Genomic DNA, 21,129 nt, shown 5'->3' with positions numbered 1-21,129 from the left:
CTTATGGAATTCAAGTATAATTGAAGCGATAACAGGAAAGAAGGATTGATATATTGAAAAGCAAAATGAATCAGTTGTTCGAAGACCAAAAAAACGTTCATGTGCTGTATTCCTATAATGAAATGGAAAAGTACATTAAACAAGTTTTGAACTTCATCCAAGATGGCATCGCAGCGGGAGATTACATCATTCTTGTTGAAAATGACCGTATTTACCCCATTATTCATAAAGAACTGAGCACACGGTTAACGAAGGATCAGATGGAGTTCCTTCACTTTGTGAACAACTTCGATTTCTATTGTTCAAGCGGCAGTTATCATCCTCCTGCAATCGAAGAATACTTTAATAAAACGGTACAGCCCTATGTGGAAAATAAAATCTCTTTCCGAACATGGGCACATGTGGAATGGGCAACCATGGAAGAACCGCTGCATATAATAGAAGATTTTGAGAGAACAGTAGATGAAGCTGTAAATCTGATTTCGTTTCCTTTAATTTGTGCGTACAAAGGTGAGAGGATGCCAGACTACCTGAAAACCATATTGTTGGAAACACATCCTTATGTCCTAAAAGACGATGATATCATCATTTGTGAACAATACTTGCCATCTAGTTTGAAATAATAAACAACACGCTTATGAATTCTCCTAAGCGTGTTGTTTTCCGTTGGATTGATCATGAGTCCCTCGTGTATTTATACGGCAGTAATTCACCGATTTTCACCTTGACCGTTTCCCCATTAACATTCAGTATGACAAAGCACTCTTTGGCATAATCCGAGATTAATTCCCGGCACATCCCACACGGGCTAACCACTTTTAAAGCTCTGTCTTCATCATCGGAATAGGGATGCTTAACCGCCACGATGGTATCGAATCCCCTTTCCCCGTCCGATATCGCCTTGCCGATCGCAATGGCTTCTGCACATACGGTAACCCGGCCAATATATGCTTCAATATGTACGGCAGCAACGATTTTTCCTGAGCTCGTTTTTAATGCAGCGCCAACATGGTGCCTATTTTCCTCGTAAAGATCCCTAATTTTTGCACTTGCAGCTTCTATTAAATCACGATCCGACTCATTCAATGGATAAGTTTTGATGATGGGACCTCCTTACCTTCTAATATTTCATTTAGGGATTTTTTTTAACGCTTCTAAAGCCAATAAGCGGAAATAAGAAGCAGCTGGAAAAAGTGCCGTTTCATCTACTATAAACTTAGGATGATGCAGGTCATATGAACCGCCCGATCCTATCATTACGAAAGCACCTGGTATTTTTTCTTGGTAAAAAGCGAAGTCTTCCCCTATGGAGCTGGCTTCTAACGTTTTTGTCGTGTAACCTGCTGTGTCTCCAACCTGAAGCGCCAAATCTGCCCATTCAGGCGTATTATCAACTGATGGGGGGCCAGGATGCCAGGATAATTCAACATTTGCATTGAAAGTTTCACTTATACCGTGCAGGACTTGTTTCATGCGTTTCTGGATGAACTCTCGTTGAGTTTTACTGAAGGTGCGGACGGTTCCTTCCAAATATGCACGATCCGGGATAACATTCCACGTTGAGCCACTATGAATTTGAGTGATGCTCAAAACCGCAGTCTCTTTTGGTGCCACATTGCGGCTGATGATGGTTTGCAACGTTGAGATAATATGTCCTGTTATGATTATCGGATCATTTCCCTCTTCCGGTTTGGCCGCATGTGAGCCAGTTGCTTTAACATGCACTTCAAAACGATCGACCCCCGCTGTCAGTGCGCCATGTTTTGTCCCTAACTCCCCAACTTGCAATGTCGGATCATTATGAAGGCCAAAAATCACATCCACGTCATCCAGCACACCGGTTTCCATTACAGCACTTGCACCATGTCCCGTTTCCTCCGCAGGTTGAAAAATCAAGCGAATCGTTCCGGAAAGATCTCTTTCTTCCTTTTTTAATAAAATAGCAGTCCCCAAAATGACGGAAGTGTGAAAATCATGACCACATGCATGCATCACACCGTTATGCCTTGAAGGAAAGTCCACCTCAGATTGCTCCAAAATTGGTAAAGCATCAATATCGGAGCGAAGTGCTATCGTAGGTCCCGGCTTACTCCCTTTTATCTCAGCTACGACACCAGTTTTCAATGGAAAATCAAGTATCTTAATATCTTGAGATTGAAGCGCTTCTTTAATTTTTTTAGTCGTTTCAAATTCTTGGTTTGATAATTCAGGTGTCATATGAAGATCGCGTCTGAATGCCAATAGATAATTTTCCAATTCTACATTGCTTATGGTCAACGGTTGTCCATCTCCTTAAAATCCGAATAGTAAAAACCGAATATCAAATGAAGCAGCTATCAAATAAGCTAAGTGATAAACGTGTAAAGAATGAGTTCTAAATTAGGTCGCATCGTAAGCATCATTACAATGAATTTCCGGAAATGAAAAGTGTGTTTATTCCGAATATTTAACATTGACAATTTATTATATTAGATGCTACCATTTGATTTAATTTCTATATTATATTAACGTATCAATCCAAAAAAGGATTCCATTTCTATAGTAGAAAACAAGTAAGGAAATACATAGTCGGAAGGAACCCTCTTCTAAACTGGAAGCGGGTTTTATTTCAGCATTAATTCATAGTAAACCAGTAAGGATATTCATATTATAAATCCCCTGCGTTTAAAAGTGAAGACATAAAGGAGCAATTGACACATGAAAAAGAAAACAGTAAAACTTGGTGTATTTTTGGCCGGAACAGGACATCACGTTGCTTCCTGGAGACACCCTAACGCCAATCCGAAAGGTAATATGAGCATCGATTATTTTAAAGGGTTGGCCCAGACTGCCGAAAAGGGTTTATTCGATTTATTATTCTTGGCAGATAGTTTGTCAGTTGCAAAGGACTCGCATCCTAATATTCTGACTCGATTCGAGCCATTGACCTTGTTATCTTACCTAGCCTCGGCGACTTCCAATATTGGTTTGGTTTCAACGGCCTCCACCACCTACGAAGAACCCTTTAATGTTGCTAGGAAATTTGCTTCTTTAGACCATATTACCTCCGGCCGCGCTGGATGGAACGTAGTCACAACGTCCCTTGCCTCTACTGCCGTGAACTTCAATAAATCAGAACATTTAGAACATGGTCTCCGTTATAAAAGGGCGACTGAATTTGTGGAAGTTACCAAGAAGTTGTGGGACTCATGGGAAGACGATACATTGGTCATCGATAAAGAAACAGGCCAATTCATTGATGAAAGCAAGTTTCATGAAATCAATCATCAAGGAGAGTTTTTCAATGTAAAAGGACCATTAAATATTTCCCGCTCCCCTCAGGGGCATCCGGTCATTGTACAAGCAGGCTCTTCTGGCGCTGGGCAATTGCTTGCAGCAAAGCACGCGGAGATTGTCTTTACAGCCCAGGAGAACAAGGAGGATGCTGTTTCATTTTACCATGAGTTAAAAGGGCAATTGGCCGCTTTTAATCGGGAGAAAAGCAGCTTGAGCATCATGCCAGGTTTGTTCCCGATTGTAGGACAGACCGAGAAGGAAGCCCAAGAAAAGTACGAGGCATTGCAGGAGCTGATCATTCCCGAAATAGGATTGGCTGTTATGGGAAGGTATTTTGGAAATGTGGATTTTTCGAACATCCCTTTGGATACACCGTTTGCTGATATTTCGCTACCAGAACATGTAGATGGCATCCAAAGTAAATATGATTTGATCGTTAAACGGGCGATCAATGAAAATTTGACGTTACGTCAGACATATCAGTGGGTTGCTGGATCACGTGGACATCATATCGCCATTGGAACACCAACGCAGATTGCGGATAAGATTGAAGATTGGGTGAATGGAAATGCAGCTGACGGCTTTAATATCATGCCAGCCCTCTTGCCTGATTCTTTAACGGATTTTGTAGAACTTGTTGTCCCTGAACTGCAATCGAAGGGAATTTTCCGTACGAAATATGAAAGTAACACATTACGAGGGAATCTTGGCCTGGATAAACCGGCCAACCAATATTCCCATAAGCTTTAAATACCTTACACCTGGCTGATAGTTCTCAAAGACAGAATCACCGAACCGAAGAGGAATTAACTAGATAGAGTATAGGAGGCGCAAGATGAGTCAAATATTTCGTGAAGTACGTGTAGAAGATGTGGATAAATTCCTCCAATTAACATTGGATGCTTATTCGAGTATAAGAGAGTTGGATATTCACTTCTCTGCGGCAACGGCCACGAGAGAGGAAGCGATTAAGCATATATCCGAAAATAAGGTGTTTGTTCTGGAGGAAAATGGGACATTTATTTCGACCGTATCGATCCGGTTACCTTGGGGCCCTAATCCTGGACCGCTCGTATTGCCACACATAGGCTGGTTCGCTACAAACCCTGCATATAAGCGTCAAGGCATAGGGAAAAAAGTTCTGTCATGGCTCGAAGAAGAAATTTTGAAGAAGCAGCTGAGAGCCCCCGCGGTTACGCTCGGAACCGCGGATAATCATCCATGGCTAAAGGAAATGTACGAAAAAAGTGGGTTTGAAGAGATCGGGCAAAAGGATTTAGGCAAAGGTCATCTCACAATATATTTGAGGAAAATCTTGCAGCCGGGACAATATCAAGCTTGGACTGAAAAACATAATCAAACCATTTAATAATAGGAGGAAAATAACGATGAAAAAAATTCTTTCCCTTGGACTCTCTTTACTTTTCATATTAGTACTTGCAGCATGTGGCAGTTCAAAACAAGAGAATGCTGCCAAAGATTCCGAACAAAAAACAATTAAAGTGGGGTCCACTGGCCAAAGCTATCCAAATGGTTATCAAGAGGATGGTAAATTAATAGGATTTGACGTTGAACTTACAGAACTCATCGCCAAGAATTTAGGATACAAGGTAGAGTGGGTCACTTCTGATTTCAGTGGGATAATGGGGCAATTGGGATCAGGTAAATTGGACACCGTTGCAAATGCCGTTGCTATAACACCAGAACGCCAAGATCAATTTAATTTTACAGAGCCGTATAGTTATTATGGTGCACAAATTGTATCAAGCACAAAAAACGATGATATTAAGAGTTTGGCTGATCTTAAAGGCAAAACCGTTTCCGGTGTGCTGGGGTCTAATAACGTCGCAAACCTAGAAAAATATGATAAAAACGGCGATATCAAAATACGAACCTATGAAACCCGGGATGGCGCGATGCAAGATGCCATTAACAACCGTGTAGATGGATATATCAATTCCCGCCCAATCCTGGTTGCAGAAATAAAGAAAAATGATCTTCCGTTAAAACTGGTTGGTGATCCAGTGGCCTATGAAAATGTAGGGTATCCATTTCCAAAAACAGAAAAAGGCAAAAAATTAAATGATGAATTCACGACAGAAATCAAAAAACTTAAAGAAGATGGTACATTAGCGAAGCTGTCCAATAAATATTTTGGTGAAGATATCACCACGAATTCCGGCGAATAAGCATAGCGGAGGTTTTAAAGCATTATGAATTTTGATTTACAATATATGTTGGAAATTTCCCTGCAAATCGCGAAATTTATTCCAATCACTCTGGTTTTAGCCATCATTTCGATGGCTTTAGCCATTATTATCGGACTTGTAGTAGCCTTAATAAGGAATAGCAATATTTTTGGAATCACCCAATTGGCTGGCTTATATATCTCTTTATTCCGAGGTATGCCAACGTTAGTACAATTATTCATCATTTATTACGGTTTACCACAGTTATTCCCGTCGTTGTCTACGATGGAAGCAATGACAGCTGCGATCATTGGATTCAGTTTGAAAGAATCCTCTTATTTAGCAGAAATCTTCCGAGCCGGATTGAATTCCGTGGACAAAGGGCAGATGGAAGCGGGCCTTGCAACCGGCATGAAAAGAGTGCAGATTTACTCGCGAATCATATTACCACAGGCTGCTTTAAATGCATTGCCAGCAACAGGGAATACATTCATATCTTTGATTAAAGAAACATCCCTTGCCTTTACATTAGGAATTACGGAACTATTTGCAGAGGGAAAAATTATTGCATCCGCTAACATGCGCTTTTTCGAGACGTATTTGGTGGTTGGCTTGATTTACTGGCTATTGGTTATTCTTTATTCTTGGATACAACAATACCTGGAAATTTGGCTCAGCAAACCACTTAGAAGGTGATCATATGATAAAAGTAAGAAACTTATCTAAATATTTTGGTGATAAACAAGTATTGAACGATATTAACTTGGATATTAGAACCGGGGAAGTTGTCGCCATCATTGGCCCTTCAGGTTCTGGAAAATCAACGTTATTACGCTGCCTGAACCTGTTGGAAAAGCCCAACAGCGGCACCATCGAAATCAAGGATGTAAAATTGGATACCCAAAAATATAAAGAGAAAGACGCGTACCAATTAAGACAGCAAACAGCGATGGTATTCCAACACTATAACCTTTTTAAAAATAAAACGGCCCTAAAAAACGTGATTGAAGCTTTGCTTGTCAGCAAAAAGATGAAAAAAGAAGAAGCCATTCAAATCGGCATGGATTTATTGAAACGGGTTGGCTTGGAAACACAAGCCATGCAATACCCCGTTACCTTATCCGGCGGACAACAGCAGCGTGTCAGCATCGCTAGAGCATTAGCTGTGAAACCACATGCCATTTTATTTGATGAACCTACCTCCGCTCTAGATCCCGAATTGGTTAATGAGGTTTTACAAGTAATACGGGAGTTAGCGAAAGAGGATACCACAATGGTGATCGTGACGCACGAAATGCAATTTGCGAAGGAAGTTGCTGACCATGTCATATTCATGGCAGACGGACATATTATCGAACAAGGCACCCCAGAACAAGTAATTGAGCATTCCCTTAATCCGCGAACTCAGCGTTTTTTACGGCAAATGGGAGATGAAACGGACGGACCTGCCAGGCAAAAAAGGAAGTGAAGTGCATGAACACGGAAAGGTTATCTGAAATGATTTATCATTCCAATCCGTTGGTAAATGAAGAAGTATTACAGGCTGCAATCGAAGGGCTTCTTGATTATCTTGCTGTTTCCTATCAAACAAAATCCGAAAAGGAAATGACAATTTTAAAGCAAATCATTTTGGAAGAAGGCGGAAATGGGACGAGTTACTTGATTGGAAGTCACATGCATGCAACAAGATCCCAAGCAGCACTCTTCAATGGCTTTCAAGCTCATTTACTAGATTATGATGATGTACATTCAGATGTACGAGGTCATCCAAGCGCAGTCATTTTGTCTGCATTGTTAGCAGTTGGAGAGCCTGAAATGACCGGGAAACGTTTTTTAGCTGCCTATGTGGTAGGTGTGGAAATCATGGCTCGGTTTGGGGAAGCTATGAATCCCTATCATTATACGAAAGGTTGGCATAATACGGCTACACTTGGCGTAATAGCTGCAGCTGGTGCGGTTGCATATTTACGGGAATACTCACCACGCTTAATAGCTGAAACCATGAGTCTTGCCGCTACCCAATCGGCGGGTTTACGACTCCAATTTGGCACTGTAGTAAAGCCGCTCCATGTAGGGATTGCTGCTAAAAACGCTGTGGATTCCGCAGATTGGATTCGGATGGGATTACATAGCAATCCCGACTTTTTGAATGATAAGAATGGTTTCTTTCAGGTATATGCAGAAAATGGAGTTCCCGATTTGACGGTAAATTGGGGAAAGACATGGCGAATCGTAACACCAGGATTATGGTTTAAACAGTATCCTTTTTGTTCTGCTGCGGCACATGGCGCTGATGCTGCTGTCTTTTTACATAAGACGTACGATTTGTCGGAAGAAGATATTGAATCGGTGAGTGTTTGCTTTCCTCCAAATGGTGATTCCGCTTTGATTCACCATAATCCTTCGACTGGTGAAGAAGGAAGGTTTTCGATTGAGTATATTGTATGGCTCGCGCTTACAGGCAAACCCCTGACCTTTGCTTCTTTTGAATCGAAACCTATTCCCCATTCATGGAGAGAATCCTTTCAAAAAGTAAATAGAGAGACGGATGCAACGATCAAGCCTTCCAAAGCAGCACTCCCAGTGGGACGATTTACAATTGTGACCGTGACCACAACGAGTGGGGATGTACTATCGAAACGCATCGATACACCTAAAGGAAGTCCCGGAAATCCATTAACAAAACCCCAGCTAATAGAGAAATTGCATAAAGCCATAGGAGATGAAGTAGAGACAGAGAAAATAATAGCAGCTGTCCATGCACTGAATCACACATCACTTGGCGTCCTTCAAGAAGCTGACTTTAGAAGCTGATTGAAAGTAAATTAGGCGAACGGTATTTATATACCGCTCGCCTAATTTGTTTATCATCAATACGGTATCTTTACTCGTGTGTTTCGGCGTTTTACTCGTGTGTTTCGGCGTTTTACTCGTGTGTTTTGGCTCTTTACTCGTGAGTTTTGACGTTTTACTCGTGAATTCGAGGCATTTACTCGTGAGTTTCGGCGTTTTACTCGTGAATTCAGGGCTTTTACTCGTGAATTTCGGCGTTTTACTCGTGAGTTCCACATTTCCCACCACACAAAAAAAAGAAGCACCATTATGGCACTTCCTTTTTTAAAAATTAAGGCAATACTGTTGCGCCCATCAAGTAGCGGTCCACTTCTCGCGCTACTTCACGGCCTTCATTGATTGCCCAAACGATAAGGCTTTGCCCTCTCCTTGCATCTCCGGCAGCGAAAACCCCTTCGACATTCGTTTTGTATTCGCCATAAACGGCATCAATTTTTTGGTTTACTGTTTCTACGTCAAATTGAGTTAATAGCGGCATTTCGGTTCCTTCAAATCCGATTGCGATGAAAACGAATTGTGCAGGCCATACTTTTTCAGTTCCTGGAACTTCCCTGAAAATGTACATTCCGTCTTCGCCTTTAACTTTTTCCATTGAGATTGTGTGCAGTTCTTTAACGTTGCCATTTTCATCGGCTACGATTTTTTTTGTTTGGATTGAATATTGACGCGGATCTGCACCGAATTTCGCTTCCGCTTCTTCATACGCATAATCAAGGGAAAATACATTCGGGTAGGCTGGCCACATATTATCAGATGTACGGGCCGTCGGAAGGATTGGATGCTTCCCGAATTGCACGACGCTCTTACATTCCTGGCGAAGGGCAGTTGCGACACAGTCAGCTCCTGTATCCCCGCCGCCGATGACGATGACGTCCTTCCCCTTTGTGTCTATAAACTTGCCGTCTTCAAAATTGGAGTCCAACAGGCTTTTAGTCGAAGTCGTCAAGTAGTCCATTGCAAGGTGAATGCCTGATGCCTCGCGTCCTTCAATTACCAGGTCACGCTGCTTTTGGGCACCTGTGCAAAGGATGACTGCATCATATTGATTTTGCAGTTCTTCGGCTGTTATATCTTTGCCTACTTCTGTATTGGTAATGAAATCGATGCCTTCCTGAGTCAATAATTTAATTCGGCGTGCAACGACATCTTTTTCAAGTTTCATGTTCGGGATGCCGTATGTCAACAGCCCCCCTGCACGGTCTGAGCGCTCATAAACCGTGACTGAATGACCTGCTTGATTCAACTGGTCGGCACTCGCCAATCCAGCCGGGCCTGAACCGATGATGGCAATTTTCTTGCCGGTCCTGCTTTCAGGGATGCGAGGCGTGATCCAGCCATTTTCAAACCCTTTGTCGATGATGGTCCTTTCAATGTTCTTGATGGTAACGGCAGGATCGCTTATCGCTACCGTACAAGACCCTTCACAAGGGGCCGGGCAGACGCGCCCGGTGAATTCAGGGAAATTATTCGTTTTCGATAAACGGTCCAATGCTTCTTTCCATCTGCCGCGGTACACCAAATCATTCCACTCCGGGATCAGATTATGAATCGGACAGCCTGTTGTCACCCGGTTCAATTCCATGCCCATATGGCAGAAAGGGGTCGCGCAGTCCATACACCGCGCTCCCTGTGTACTTAACTTTTCATCAGAGAAAGGAGCTGTATATTCTCTCCAGTCACTTAAACGAGTGAGAGGATTCCGGTCTTTTGGTTTTTCTCGAGGGTAATCCATAAATCCTGTTGCTTTTCCCATCTTTCTCTCCCCTTCCTTACTGCATCACAGCTTGTTTAGTGATTTTTTTATCTTGAACGGCATTTGCTTGAAATGCACTCATGATCGCTTCTTCATCCGTTAGCCCTGCACCCTTCTGCTCATTGATGCTTTTGATCATCCGTTTGTAATCTTTCGGAATGACTTTTACGAATTTCTTAGCAAAATCCGCCCAGTTCTCCAGTACATACGATGCTTTGGCACTTTCAGTATAATGAACGTGGCTGTAAAGCATTTCTTTTACTTCGTTTGCATCATCCATATCATCAAGCGTCTCGAATTCTATCATTTCACCATTGCATAATGCCTTGAATTCTTCTGCATCATCTGCAAGTACATAAGCGATGCCGCCTGACATGCCTGCCGCAAAGTTTTTGCCGACGTTGCCCAGAATGACCACACGTCCGCCTGTCATATACTCACAGCCATGGTCTCCAATTCCTTCAACGACGACGTTGACTCCACTGTTCCGTACTGCAAATCGTTCTCCCGCACGGCCATTAATGTAGGCCTCGCCGCTTGTTCCACCGTATAAGGCGATATTCCCGGCAATTACATTGTCCCCAGCCTCAATCTGATTGCCAGCAGGTGCCGTGACAATGATCTTTCCTCCAGATAAGCCTTTCCCAACATAGTCATTGACATCACCTGTCAAATGCATCGACATCCCTTTTGGAATGAACGCACCAAAGCTCTGGCCCGCCGATCCCGTAAAGCGGAGTGTGATCGTATCTTCAGGCAACCCTTCTTCCCCATAGCGTTTGGATACTTCACTGCCGACAATCGTTCCGACCACACGGTTCACGTTTGTAATCGGGAAGCTTACGTCCACCTGGGTTTGGTCATTCAAAGCAGGCTCCACAACCGGTAAAATCTCACGGATATCCAGGGATTCATCAATTTTATGATTTTGAGGAAGTTGATACGTACGTATCCCCTCCGGTTGGAAAAGAAGTGTCGTCAAGTCCAGATGCTTCGCTTTCCAATGGTTTTGTGCCCGCTCGCTCACTTGTAAAACATCAGTGCGGCCGACCATTTCTTCCAGTGTTCTAAATCCAAGCTCAGCCATCGTTTCCCGCACTTCCTCAGCGATGAAGCGCATGAAATTCACGACATGATCCGGATCTCCTGTGAATTTGCTGCGAAGCTCAGGGTTTTGAGTAGCTACCCCGACTGGGCATGTATCCAAATGGCAAGCACGCATCATGACACAGCCAAGGACCACTAGCGGTGCTGTAGCAAAGCCGAATTCTTCCGCTCCAAGGATAGCTGCCATGACCACATCGCGTCCCGTCATTAACTTTCCATCCGTTTCAAGGACTACACGGCTGCGCAGGCCATTCAGCATCAATGTTTGGTGTGCTTCGGCAAGGCCCAGCTCCCAAGGAAGACCTGTATGTTTAATACTTGTTTTTGGTGATGCCCCCGTACCGCCATCATACCCGCTGATAACGATGACATCTGCGGCTCCTTTGGCCACACCGGCTGCAATCGTGCCTACGCCTGCTTTTGATACAAGCTTGACGCTGATCCTGGCATCACGGTTCGCATTTTTCAAATCATGGATCAGCTGTGCCAGATCTTCAATCGAATAGATATCATGATGCGGAGGCGGTGAAATCAGGCCGACACCTGGTGTGGAACCACGGACCTCTGCGACCCAAGGATATACTTTGTTCCCTGGCAGCTGGCCGCCTTCACCCGGCTTTGCACCTTGCGCCATTTTGATTTGAAGTTCATCTGCATTAACAAGGTAATGGCTTTTCACTCCAAAACGACCTGATGCAATTTGTTTAATTCCGCTGCGGCGGTCATCGCCGTTTTCATCCAGTTGGTAACGGCTAGGATGCTCTCCGCCTTCACCGCTATTGCTTTTCCCGCCTAAACGGTTCATCGCAATCGCTAATGTTTCATGTGCTTCCTGACTCAATGAACCGAATGACATCGCGCCCGTTTTGAATCGGCTGACGATGGATTCCACGGATTCCACTTCATCTATGGAAATGCTTTGGCGTTTTTGATCGAACGAGAATAAATTCCGTAAAAACCCGAGTCTCTCTTCATTCGCCAAGTTTGAATATTGCTTAAATAAATTATAGTCGCCTTTCCGGCAGGCCCATTGCAGTGTATGGATCGTTTTAGGATTGAAAGCATGATGTTCCCCTGTTTTTCTCCATTGAAAATCACTGCCGCTTTCAAGAGTTTGGTCAAGTGAATCAGCTGCAGCCTTCCTATGGCGAATCAACGCCTCATCTGCGATCGTTTCCAAATCGATCCCACTAAGCTGCGATGCCGTACCGCTGAAATAGCGTTCGATCACTTCAGCACCGATTCCGACCGCTTCGAAAATTTGTGCGCCGCGATAACTTTGAATCGTTGAAATCCCCATTTTCGACATCACTTTTACGATGCCTTCTGTCAATGAGCGTACATATTTCCTTACCGTTTCTTCGTAGCTGATGGACAAACTGCCTTCCAATACCGCCTGCTTATATGTTTCATAAGCAAGATACGGGTAAATCGCATCCACTCCATACCCGATCAGGGACGCATAATGATGGACTTCCCTTGCTTCCCCCGATTCAACGATAATGCTCACCTTCGTACGGTTCCCATGACGGATCAGCTCTTGATGAAGGGCACTCGCAGCCAGCAGGGAAGGAATTGCAGCTTTTTCTTTGCTCATATCCTTGTCGGATAATATCAAAAGGCTGACACCATCAGCGATCGCTTGTTCCGCTTCACGGCAGATGCGATCGAGTTCACTCTCTAAATCTTCTGAAAATAAAGTGTGAATGACTTTGCTCCTGAATTCAGGATAGGCATTTTCTTTCAACTGCTGCATTTGACCTGGCGTCAATACAGGTGAATCCAATTGAATGCGGCGGCTGTTCGTTTCATCCGGTTTCAGCAAATCGCCTTCCGCACCCAGAAATGTCATCGTTGACGTGACGATCTGTTCACGAAGCGAATCGATTGGCGGGTTGGTTACCTGCGCAAAGGATTGCTTGAAATAATTGAATAGCGATTGCGGGCGATCTGATAAGACCGCTAATGGAATGTCATTCCCCATGCTGCCAAGTGGATCTTTGCCTTCGTTAATGACTGGCAGTAAATATTTTTGGACATCTTCATACGTGTATCCGAACGCCTTTTGCCTGAATAATAAATCACTCAATGGCTCCCCCTCGAGCACAGGTTCTTCGTCACGTAATTGAACAAGCTGTTCGTCCAGCCATTGCTGGTATGGTTTTTCCTGAGCCATTTCCGACTTGATCTCTTCATCGGAAACAATACGGCCTTCCTCTAAATCTATTAAAAGCATTCTGCCTGGGCTTAAACGATCTTTATATAATACATTCTCCGGCTCCACATCGATCACGCCGACTTCAGATGAGAAAATGATGTAATCATCTTTTGTCACATAATACCTTGCCGGCCTTAAACCATTTCGATCAAGGATGGCACCGATTTGCTTGCCATTCGTAAAGGATATGGCCGTCGGACCATCCCATGGCTCCATGAGCATGCTATGATATTCGTAAAATGCCTTCTTTTCCTTCGTCATATGCGGATTCTCCGTCCACGGTTCAGGAATGAGCATCATCGCCGCATGTGCCGGTTTACGCCCTGCAAGCACGAAGAATTCAAGTGCATTATCAAGAATCGAGGAATCACTGCCGTCTATATCCAGAATAGGCAGGACCTTTTGCAGGTCATCCCCGAATGCTTCCGATACAAACTGCTGTTCACGCGCTTTCATCCAATTCACATTGCCTCTAAGCGTATTGATTTCGCCATTATGGATCAGGTAACGGTTTGGATGTGCCCGTTCCCAACTAGGAAAAGTATTCGTGCTGAAGCGGGAATGCACTAAAGCGAAAGCCGAAACGAAAGACTCCTGTTGAAGGTCAAGATAAAAAGCATCCACCTGCTCTGGTGTCAATAATCCTTTGTATACGATCGTAGCACTTGAAAGGCTGGCAAAATAAAAACGATTGCCGCGTTCACGAGCCCAGTTTTCAGCTTGTTTTCTGATAATGAACAATTTACGCTCAAAAGCTAAATCATCGTTCATCCCTTCGCTTGCCCCGATGAATACTTGGCGGATCATCGGACATGTCTCCTTGCCGACCTCCCCGATCTTCGCTGCATCAACAGGAACCGTTCTCCAGCCTAATAACATTTGGCCTTCTTGTTCGATAAATGCATTCAAACGAGTTTCGATTTCATTCCGTTCATCATCATTGTTAGAGAAAAAGAGCATGCCTACACCATAGCGTCCTTTTGCCGGCAAGTTCATTTCCGGGCATGCCAGCCTGAAATATTCATCAGGAATCTGTACCATTAATCCTGCGCCATCTCCTGTAAGGGGATCGCTGCCTTGTCCGCCGCGATGATCTAATTGGCACAGCATATTCAGTCCTTGTTTGACGATGTCATGTGTAGCAAGCCCTTTTAAATGAGCGTATAAACCGATCCCACATGCATCATGTTCAAATTCAGGATGGTAGAGCCCTTGTGCTTTTGGTATTTGATTGTATGTCATATTAATCGCCCCCATCGTATTCTTACACCGTTATGTCACTTACATTTATTCTAGGTTTTCAAATCGATATAAACAATATATAATTCTAGTAGAATCTATCTCACTTTGAGATGAATGCCAGGAGGATGAATAAATGGAACTACGACAATTACGTTATTTTGTTGAGGTCGCCGAGAGGGAACACGTCTCTGAAGCCGCAGAGCACCTGCATATTGCACAATCAGCAATCAGCCGGCAAATCTCCAGACTGGAAGATGAGCTTGGCGTTCTTTTATTCGAGAAAATCGGCCGGAATATCCAGTTAACACCCATCGGTAAAATTTTCTTGATTCATGCCAAGACGGCGATACAGGCGATAGAATATGCCAAATATCAAATTGAGGAGTTTTTGGACCCTGAACACGGAAGCATTAAAATCGGGTTCCCGACCAGCCTTTCCACCCATTTACTGCCTACCGTCATTTCCGCTTTTAAAGATGAGCAGCCGAATATTGGCTTCCACTTAAGACAGGGATCTTATTCCTCTTTAAAGGAAGCTGTCAAAAATCGCGAAATCGGATTAGCTTTCCTTGGACCGATTCCGACAAACGATCCAGATATCGAAGGTCATATCCTGTTCACGGAAAACATTTCCGCTTTACTGCCGATAACGCACCCATTGGCCGAAAGGAAAAGTCTGCGTCTAAGTGACTTGCGAAATGATCCCTTCGTCTTGTTTCCAAAAGGATACATCTTTCACACTATCGCTCTCGAAGCATGCAAAGCAGCCGGTTTCGCACCGAACATCGCCTCGGAAGGTGAAGACATGGATTCCATAAAAGGGCTCGTATCTGCAGGAATCGGAGTCAGTCTGCTCCCTGACAGTACCTTTTATGAAGTCATTCCAAGACTGACTGTCAAAATTCCGATCGATACACCCGAAGTCAAACGGACTGTCGGCATCATCACTCCCAAAAACAGGGACTTGGCACCATCAGAAAAACTTTTTTACCAATTTGCCAAAAAGTTCTTCTCTGTTCTCGAGCAATATCAATAAAACATGGCGCTCGTTCTAACCTGTGAATGTGAAGGAAGATGGGACAACCTACCTTTTCCATAAACAATTTACTAGACAACTTACCTATAGCCCACCGTTCGAATAACTTATCAAGATTATTCGTTCAGGAGGAATTTACATGAAACCCACCCATTCACATCTTGCTTGGCATGAAACACTCGAGCTTCATGAATTGGTCGCCTCCCAGTCCAATGCCCTTATGAAATTTAAAAAAGCTTATCCGAAAATAAAAGATCCCATTTTAAAAACGATATATAGGCAAACGATCGATTCCCTTACCCAAAACATCATGGATCTGCTGCAATTTTATCCATTGACGCCTAAGACGGGACGGGATGATGATGTATCAAGGGATGACGCATCGGCAGCTGCTGCCGGGGAATTGCTGGGCTTTGCCAAATCATCCATCAAAAGTTATGCAGGTGCCATTACTGAAACAGCCACCCCTTCCCTTCGAAAAGTATTTAGAAAACATTTAAATGGAGCCATCGATACACATACCAAGATATTCCACTACCTTTATGAACGAAACCTCTATCCAGCATACGACTTGAACCAATTGCTTCAAAATGACGTCGATGTTGCCAATCAGGCTCTTTCCCAACCATTCTAAATGCAACAAAAAGGCAAGCATAACGATTGATTGCTTGCCTTTTTGCCGCGTTCCGATTCCTTTTTTTATTATAATGTTATAATATATAAGAATTGGTTTTAATTAGGTAAATAGTATTCAAGAGATGAGAATCATGAAAAAAATCTTTTTATCCATCATCCTATCACTGATCTCGTTTTCGTTAGTCGCCTGTAAGGCTGATGAGCCAAAATCCTGGAATAACCTTTCAGTTCCTGAGTTGACAGAAAGGGAAAAAGCCATCCTGGAGAATTCAAGTGAACATTCCTTTCTTATCGAATTCAATGTTGATGATACATACAAGGAGATGTCAGTCTGGGTCGAAAAATATGAATTTGGCAAACTTGTCGAACCTGAAATGGGACGCATGACAACTGCCGTCGAAGATAATGGGACAATCATCTTTACGACTTCCAAAACGGTTGATGGCCAAAATCAATCGATGTTCAACATCAGCATTCAAAACGACAATGGTACGGATACAGCCACTTATCCTGAAACCATTGATGAAATGGAGTCCAGCGTTTGGGGCAGTGCTGGCAAACTCAAAATAAACAGCACAAACAAGCTTGCATTGGCGAGTATATGCTATTCAAGCGGAAACGAAGGCATACGTTCACTTTCCACTGATTTTTATGGTGATAGTGATAGCCATATGGACGAGTTGAAGAAATACGATGTTGTCTACCTCCTAAGAAGTGAATTCACTAAATGAGCTGACAAATGCAGGGGCAAGTTGATTTGAACATTCCCCTGCATAGACCTCCCCCTTCAGTCATCTTCCTAGCCTTACAGTAATCCCAATTATCCGAAAGAAAAACTCATGCTTTAAGAGCAATTCAAGATCAAAGTGGTGGAATTGGCGGATCAAAAAGCAAATGAGAGTCCGCCAGGATCTGACTCCCTTAAATTCACAACCTCTTATAATCCTCATTATTTAAAGCTTTCACTTCCAAATAAATACCAGCTACTTTATCTTTGATACATTAGTTAAAAACGGTCATTTAATGTTTGTCACAATTAATTCAACATCCATAAAAAGGGGGTTGAAGGAAGAGGCATTTGGGTGTAATCTTTAAAAATAATAAAACGGAAAGAAGATTATTAATTTGAAGAAAATCATCCTCCTCTTTGCAGCAGTAGTCATCGCGAGCTCTCTCGGACATCAAATAACCGGCGGATATATGGACCCTCGAAAATCCCGCCATAGGTATATACATTTGAAATAATAAGGAATCCGCTTTTGAGCTTAATTCCTTATCATTTCGGAAGTCAATATATATTAATCCCCTTAAATTAATCACTTTCTTGATTACTTTCCTCCAATACCAAATCACTACCGACAGTGATATTTTGTGATTCGCCTCAACTATTGAACAGATTAATGATATAAGAACGGCGAGTACGTGAAGTTTCAGAATATAACGCGAAACTCCAGATCTGACATCATGCAGTGACAAAGCTTGGCAAAAACACCGCTCATCATCGCTCGGTGTTTTCATTCGTTTTCTCACAAAAAAAAGCCGTTTAACCTGTAAGTTAAACGGCCTTCACCTCTTATTGCTATTTAGATTTTTTAACGGTAACTTTTGTTGCTTTTCCTGTATTGCCCGCTTTGTCTTTTGCCGAGACGTATAATGCGGATCCAGCTTTTTTCTTGCTGATTTTGATGGAGAAGTTCCCCTTACTATCAGCTTTTGCCGTTCCGATGTTTTTATTGCTGTACTTCACGGTTACGGTTGAACCGATTTCCGCTTTACCAGTTACTTTTGTTGCTTTGTCGTTTACTTCATTCACTTTCGGTGCACCTGGAGCGGTTTTATCTTTAACCGTTACTTTTGCCGCTTTTCCTGTATTGCCCGCTTTGTCTTTTGCTGAGACATATAATGCAGACCCTGCTTTTTTCTTGCTGATTTTAATGGAGAAGTTCCCCTTACTATCAGCGGTTGCCGTTCCGATGTTTTTATTGCTGTACTTTACGGTTACGCTTGAACCGATTTCCGTTTTACCAGTTACTGAAGTAGCTTTATCGCTTACTTCATTCACTTTCGGTACATCTGGGGCTGTTTTATCGAGAACAGTCACGGTTGCGGCCTTGCTTTCACGTTTTGCTAAGTCTGTAGCTGTGACTGAAAGTTTAGTGCCAGCCTTTTGCTTGCTGATTTTCACTTTGAAATTACCTTTGCTGTCCGTGTTACCTGAACCAATCACTTTTTTTGCGCTATTTTTGATCGTGATTTTCATGTCCGCTTGTGATTGACCCGTTACATACGTATCTTTGTCACTTACAGCTTTAACAGTTGGTTTGTTAGGGGTTGCACCCTTATTCACGAATACTTTGATTGAAGTTACTGCTAGTTTGGAAGAATCAGAGATATTCACAGTAAGCTGCTGCGCAGCTTTTTGGACCGGAATGGTAACGGTGAACGTTCCGTTAGCTGCCGCCGTTCCTTTACCGAGCGTTTTGTTTCCGCTTTTCACTTCGATTACTGAACCTTTTTTAGCTGAACCAGTCAGTTTTGTTTGCGTATCCATCACAAGATTGACTTTAGCTTGTAAATCTACTGCGCTAAGAGCGCTGTATGCATTCAGCCTTCCATATCCAGATACTAAATCTTTTCCGACAGGCAGTTCTTCTTCAGGGATTATGATTTCTCCATCTTCTGGTTGATAGTCCTCATAAGGATCTACATTATCTTCTTCTTCAAAAGCGACATATTCCGATGTCTCATGAAGGATTTCCCTTACTTCATTCACTTTCAACCCAGGGTTTCCGGATAATAACAGAGCTGTAGCTGCTGCAACATGGGGAGTTGCCATTGATGTTCCATCCATGTAGGTAACATTCCCATTAGGCACAAGGCTCGGGATGCCTGTCCCTGGAGCTACCATGTCCAATTTCGATCCATAATTTGAATAATCGGATACTAAATCAAGTGCATTGGTTGCACCGACGGATATGGCGTATTTAGATGATGCAGGATAAGAAAGACCCTCCATCCCATCATTACCGCTTGCTACGACTACCATTACATTCTTGGCAGCGGCATGTTTCAAGGCATATTCAATCGTCCTGCTATATTCTCCGCCCAAGCTAAGGTTTATGACCTTTGCACCATGATCCACGGCATATTTAATGCCTAGTGCAATTTTCTCATTGTCTCCAAATCCTGAAGAGTCCAAGACCTTCACTGGCATGATTTTAGCTACTGGATTGATTCCTTGCATGGAATATCCATTATCCGCTTTGGCAGCGATGATTCCGGATACATGTGTACCATGGCCATTGTCATCGATTGCTTTTTCTTTCTTATCGATGAAATTCTTACCTGACTCCATTTCAACGACACTCTGAAGATCTGCAAGTGAATCATCGACACCTGTGTCGATGACCGCTACCAATGTATCTTTTAAATTACGTTTCTTAATAAGGTTCTGCAGTTTTTCGTTATCGATGTCCGCGCCCTTTACGCCTTCTTCCCCACCGGCGTTATCCAAAGACCATTGATACGGTGATTGAATGTCGGCAGAAAGTGCTTTGTACGTTTTTACCGGTTCGATATATTCCACTTCTGAAAGTTTTTCGATACCGGATAGTGCCGCCGTGCTCATTTTAGCTTGGTTCTTTAACTCCACTACATACATATCATCATACAGAACCTCTTGTTGCTTAGGTGCCGATAATGTTCCATACCCTTTTCCGCTTATCTTGGATTGGACAGCGCTTAATGACTTCCCTGGTTTAAGTTTGACGATATATTTGTTCTTTACATTTTTCGAAGCCGGAAGTTCGATTCCCGCTTTGCTTGCGATATCGACGATTCTTTCACCTGCAAGCTTATCAAGATTGATTTTCTTTGCAATGGCGTCCATATCCTTTTTCAATCCGGCTGGAGCGACGTCTGTCGACTTTTTGAATAAGGCCTTGATCGCTTCTTGCTGCTTGTTGCTAATGACTGCCGTACTGCTTGCTCCATTTTCATTAAGATCCTCAATAAGGGGCTTAATCTCGACCAAGTGATTATAAACGGCTTCCCTTGCCGTTTTATTCCCGGCAAGATGAAGAGCCAGGAATGGCGAAGCTTTATAGTATAAAGAGGAAAGGGTGCGTCCCTCAGGTGACTTCGTGAGAACTTCATCTCTAAACACGCGGAGTGTTTTCAACATGGATTCTCCCGTTTTCTTATCATTTACACTCACTTCAACCGGGCATGATTCGAGTTCCTCCCCTTCGTCCCCGGCAGATGGCGGCAATGTTACTGAATGCGCATTGATGGAGTATTCAGCTACATTTTCCGCATCCGGGATCGGATTTCCCTCATCATCCGTATCGCCGAAATATTCAACTTTAACATAATATGTGCCTTCCCAGGCATATGGGAAATCGACTACGGCTTTTTCATCAGGATAAGAAGAGACCATATAATTGCTCTCATCTTTTTCTGCTTTTTCTTTATCTTGATATACGGAGATATTCAAGATTTTGTCCGAATTGACTTCGAACTCAATATGGGAGAACTTTTGTATTTCTTCTGTTGTGGGACTGATTTGGTACCATTGAACATCCGGTTTTTCAAACTTTCCATCCAGAGTGTCCCCATTTTTAATCGTTTTTACATTTTCAACGGGTGTTGCAGTTGCAGCTTGAGAATTTAACGGAACCATCAAGCTGAAAATCAGTGCAAAAATTAGTGCACATGCCGTAATTCGACTCACATTCTTAAATTTCACGATTTCCCCTCCAATAATTGGTTAAAAAATAACAGTACTATACCAAACTATCACACTGTAAAATTATATCAA

16 protein-coding genes are annotated in these 21,129 nt (G+C 43.0%); 10 read left to right on the top strand and 6 right to left on the bottom strand.

Annotation, left to right across the window (positions count from 1 at the left end; translation table 11 throughout):
* Nucleotides 1-53: 53 nt before the first annotated feature.
* Entirely contained in the window at nucleotides 54-623 is a 570-nt protein-coding gene (locus tag BW986_RS20055) for an MEDS domain-containing protein (RefSeq protein ID WP_076370076.1), read from the top strand.
* A 52-nt stretch (nucleotides 624-675) separates the two neighbouring features.
* Here BW986_RS20055 and BW986_RS20050 read toward each other — a convergent pair whose 3' ends face one another.
* Together BW986_RS20050 and BW986_RS20045 are read right to left on the bottom strand one after the other, a co-directional pair.
* A complete protein-coding gene (locus BW986_RS20050; protein ID WP_179086133.1) occupies nucleotides 676-1,104 on the bottom strand; it encodes a cytidine deaminase in 429 nt (142 codons plus the stop codon).
* Between the two features lie 24 nt (nucleotides 1,105-1,128).
* A complete protein-coding gene (locus tag BW986_RS20045) occupies nucleotides 1,129-2,271 on the bottom strand; it encodes an amidohydrolase (protein WP_221408334.1) in 1,143 nt (380 codons plus the stop codon).
* 426 nt (nucleotides 2,272-2,697) lie between these two features.
* On the opposite strand from BW986_RS20045, the gene BW986_RS20040 reads away from it, so the two are divergent.
* From BW986_RS20040 to BW986_RS20015, 6 genes are all read left to right on the top strand, one after another.
* On the top strand, nucleotides 2,698-4,026 hold the full coding sequence (locus BW986_RS20040; RefSeq protein ID WP_076370070.1) for an LLM class flavin-dependent oxidoreductase: 1,329 nt from the start codon (nucleotides 2,698-2,700) through the stop codon (nucleotides 4,024-4,026).
* 85 nt (nucleotides 4,027-4,111) lie between these two features.
* The gene (locus tag BW986_RS20035) at nucleotides 4,112-4,645 is read left to right on the top strand and encodes a GNAT family N-acetyltransferase (protein WP_076370068.1); all 534 of its coding nucleotides are present in this window, start codon (nucleotides 4,112-4,114) and stop codon (nucleotides 4,643-4,645) included.
* Between the two features lie 19 nt (nucleotides 4,646-4,664).
* Nucleotides 4,665-5,465, top strand: coding sequence for an amino acid ABC transporter substrate-binding protein (locus BW986_RS20030; protein WP_076370066.1), 801 nt, complete (start codon nucleotides 4,665-4,667; stop codon nucleotides 5,463-5,465).
* A 24-nt stretch (nucleotides 5,466-5,489) separates the two neighbouring features.
* The gene (locus BW986_RS20025) at nucleotides 5,490-6,161 is read left to right on the top strand and encodes an amino acid ABC transporter permease (RefSeq protein ID WP_076370064.1); all 672 of its coding nucleotides are present in this window, start codon (nucleotides 5,490-5,492) and stop codon (nucleotides 6,159-6,161) included.
* A gap of 4 nt (nucleotides 6,162-6,165) precedes the next feature.
* Nucleotides 6,166-6,933 carry an amino acid ABC transporter ATP-binding protein gene (locus BW986_RS20020; protein WP_076370062.1) on the top strand — a complete coding sequence of 256 codons (768 nt, stop codon included), beginning with the start codon at nucleotides 6,166-6,168 and terminating at the stop codon, nucleotides 6,931-6,933.
* Nucleotides 6,934-6,938: 5 nt separating this feature from the next.
* Complete coding sequence (locus BW986_RS20015) at nucleotides 6,939-8,279, top strand: MmgE/PrpD family protein (protein WP_076370060.1); 1,341 nt, start codon at nucleotides 6,939-6,941, stop codon at nucleotides 8,277-8,279.
* Here BW986_RS20015 and BW986_RS31285 read toward each other — a convergent pair.
* The 3 genes from BW986_RS31285 to gltB are packed head-to-tail and all read right to left on the bottom strand — an operon-like array spanning nucleotide 8,241 to nucleotide 14,638.
* On the bottom strand, nucleotides 8,241-8,534 hold the full coding sequence (locus tag BW986_RS31285) for a hypothetical protein (RefSeq protein ID WP_397222708.1): 294 nt from the start codon (nucleotides 8,532-8,534) through the stop codon (nucleotides 8,241-8,243). The two genes, BW986_RS20015 and BW986_RS31285, sit on opposite strands and share 39 nt — an antisense overlap.
* Before the next feature lie 55 nt (nucleotides 8,535-8,589).
* Nucleotides 8,590-10,071 (bottom strand): glutamate synthase small subunit, encoded by a 1,482-nt coding sequence (gene gltD / locus BW986_RS20010; protein WP_076370058.1) that lies wholly within the window; start codon nucleotides 10,069-10,071, stop codon nucleotides 8,590-8,592.
* Nucleotides 10,072-10,087: 16 nt separating this feature from the next.
* Nucleotides 10,088-14,638 (bottom strand): glutamate synthase large subunit, encoded by a 4,551-nt coding sequence (gene gltB / locus BW986_RS20005; protein WP_076370056.1) that lies wholly within the window; start codon nucleotides 14,636-14,638, stop codon nucleotides 10,088-10,090.
* A gap of 133 nt (nucleotides 14,639-14,771) precedes the next feature.
* Here gltB and BW986_RS20000 point away from each other — a divergent pair, with 133 nt between their 5' ends.
* The 3 genes from BW986_RS20000 (at nucleotide 14,772) to BW986_RS19990 (ending at nucleotide 17,041) form a co-directional block, all read left to right on the top strand.
* Nucleotides 14,772-15,674 (top strand): glutamate biosynthesis transcriptional regulator GltC, encoded by a 903-nt coding sequence (locus BW986_RS20000; protein WP_076370054.1) that lies wholly within the window; start codon nucleotides 14,772-14,774, stop codon nucleotides 15,672-15,674.
* A gap of 139 nt (nucleotides 15,675-15,813) precedes the next feature.
* Nucleotides 15,814-16,308 carry a spore coat protein gene (locus BW986_RS19995; RefSeq protein ID WP_076370052.1) on the top strand — a complete coding sequence of 165 codons (495 nt, stop codon included), beginning with the start codon at nucleotides 15,814-15,816 and terminating at the stop codon, nucleotides 16,306-16,308.
* Nucleotides 16,309-16,441: 133 nt separating this feature from the next.
* A complete protein-coding gene (locus BW986_RS19990; RefSeq protein WP_076370050.1) occupies nucleotides 16,442-17,041 on the top strand; it encodes a hypothetical protein in 600 nt (199 codons plus the stop codon).
* 848 nt (nucleotides 17,042-17,889) lie between these two features.
* On the opposite strand, the gene BW986_RS19985 is transcribed toward BW986_RS19990, so the two are convergent.
* A complete protein-coding gene (locus BW986_RS19985; protein WP_076370047.1) occupies nucleotides 17,890-21,057 on the bottom strand; it encodes a S8 family peptidase in 3,168 nt (1,055 codons plus the stop codon).
* Nucleotides 21,058-21,129 lie beyond the last annotated feature (72 nt).

This window comes from Peribacillus simplex, from assembly GCF_900156045.1.
GTDB lineage: Bacteria > Bacillota > Bacilli > Bacillales > DSM-1321 > Peribacillus > Peribacillus simplex_D.
The sequence above is the reverse complement of the archived record's forward strand: the minus strand, read 5'-3'. Positions and strand labels throughout refer to the sequence as shown.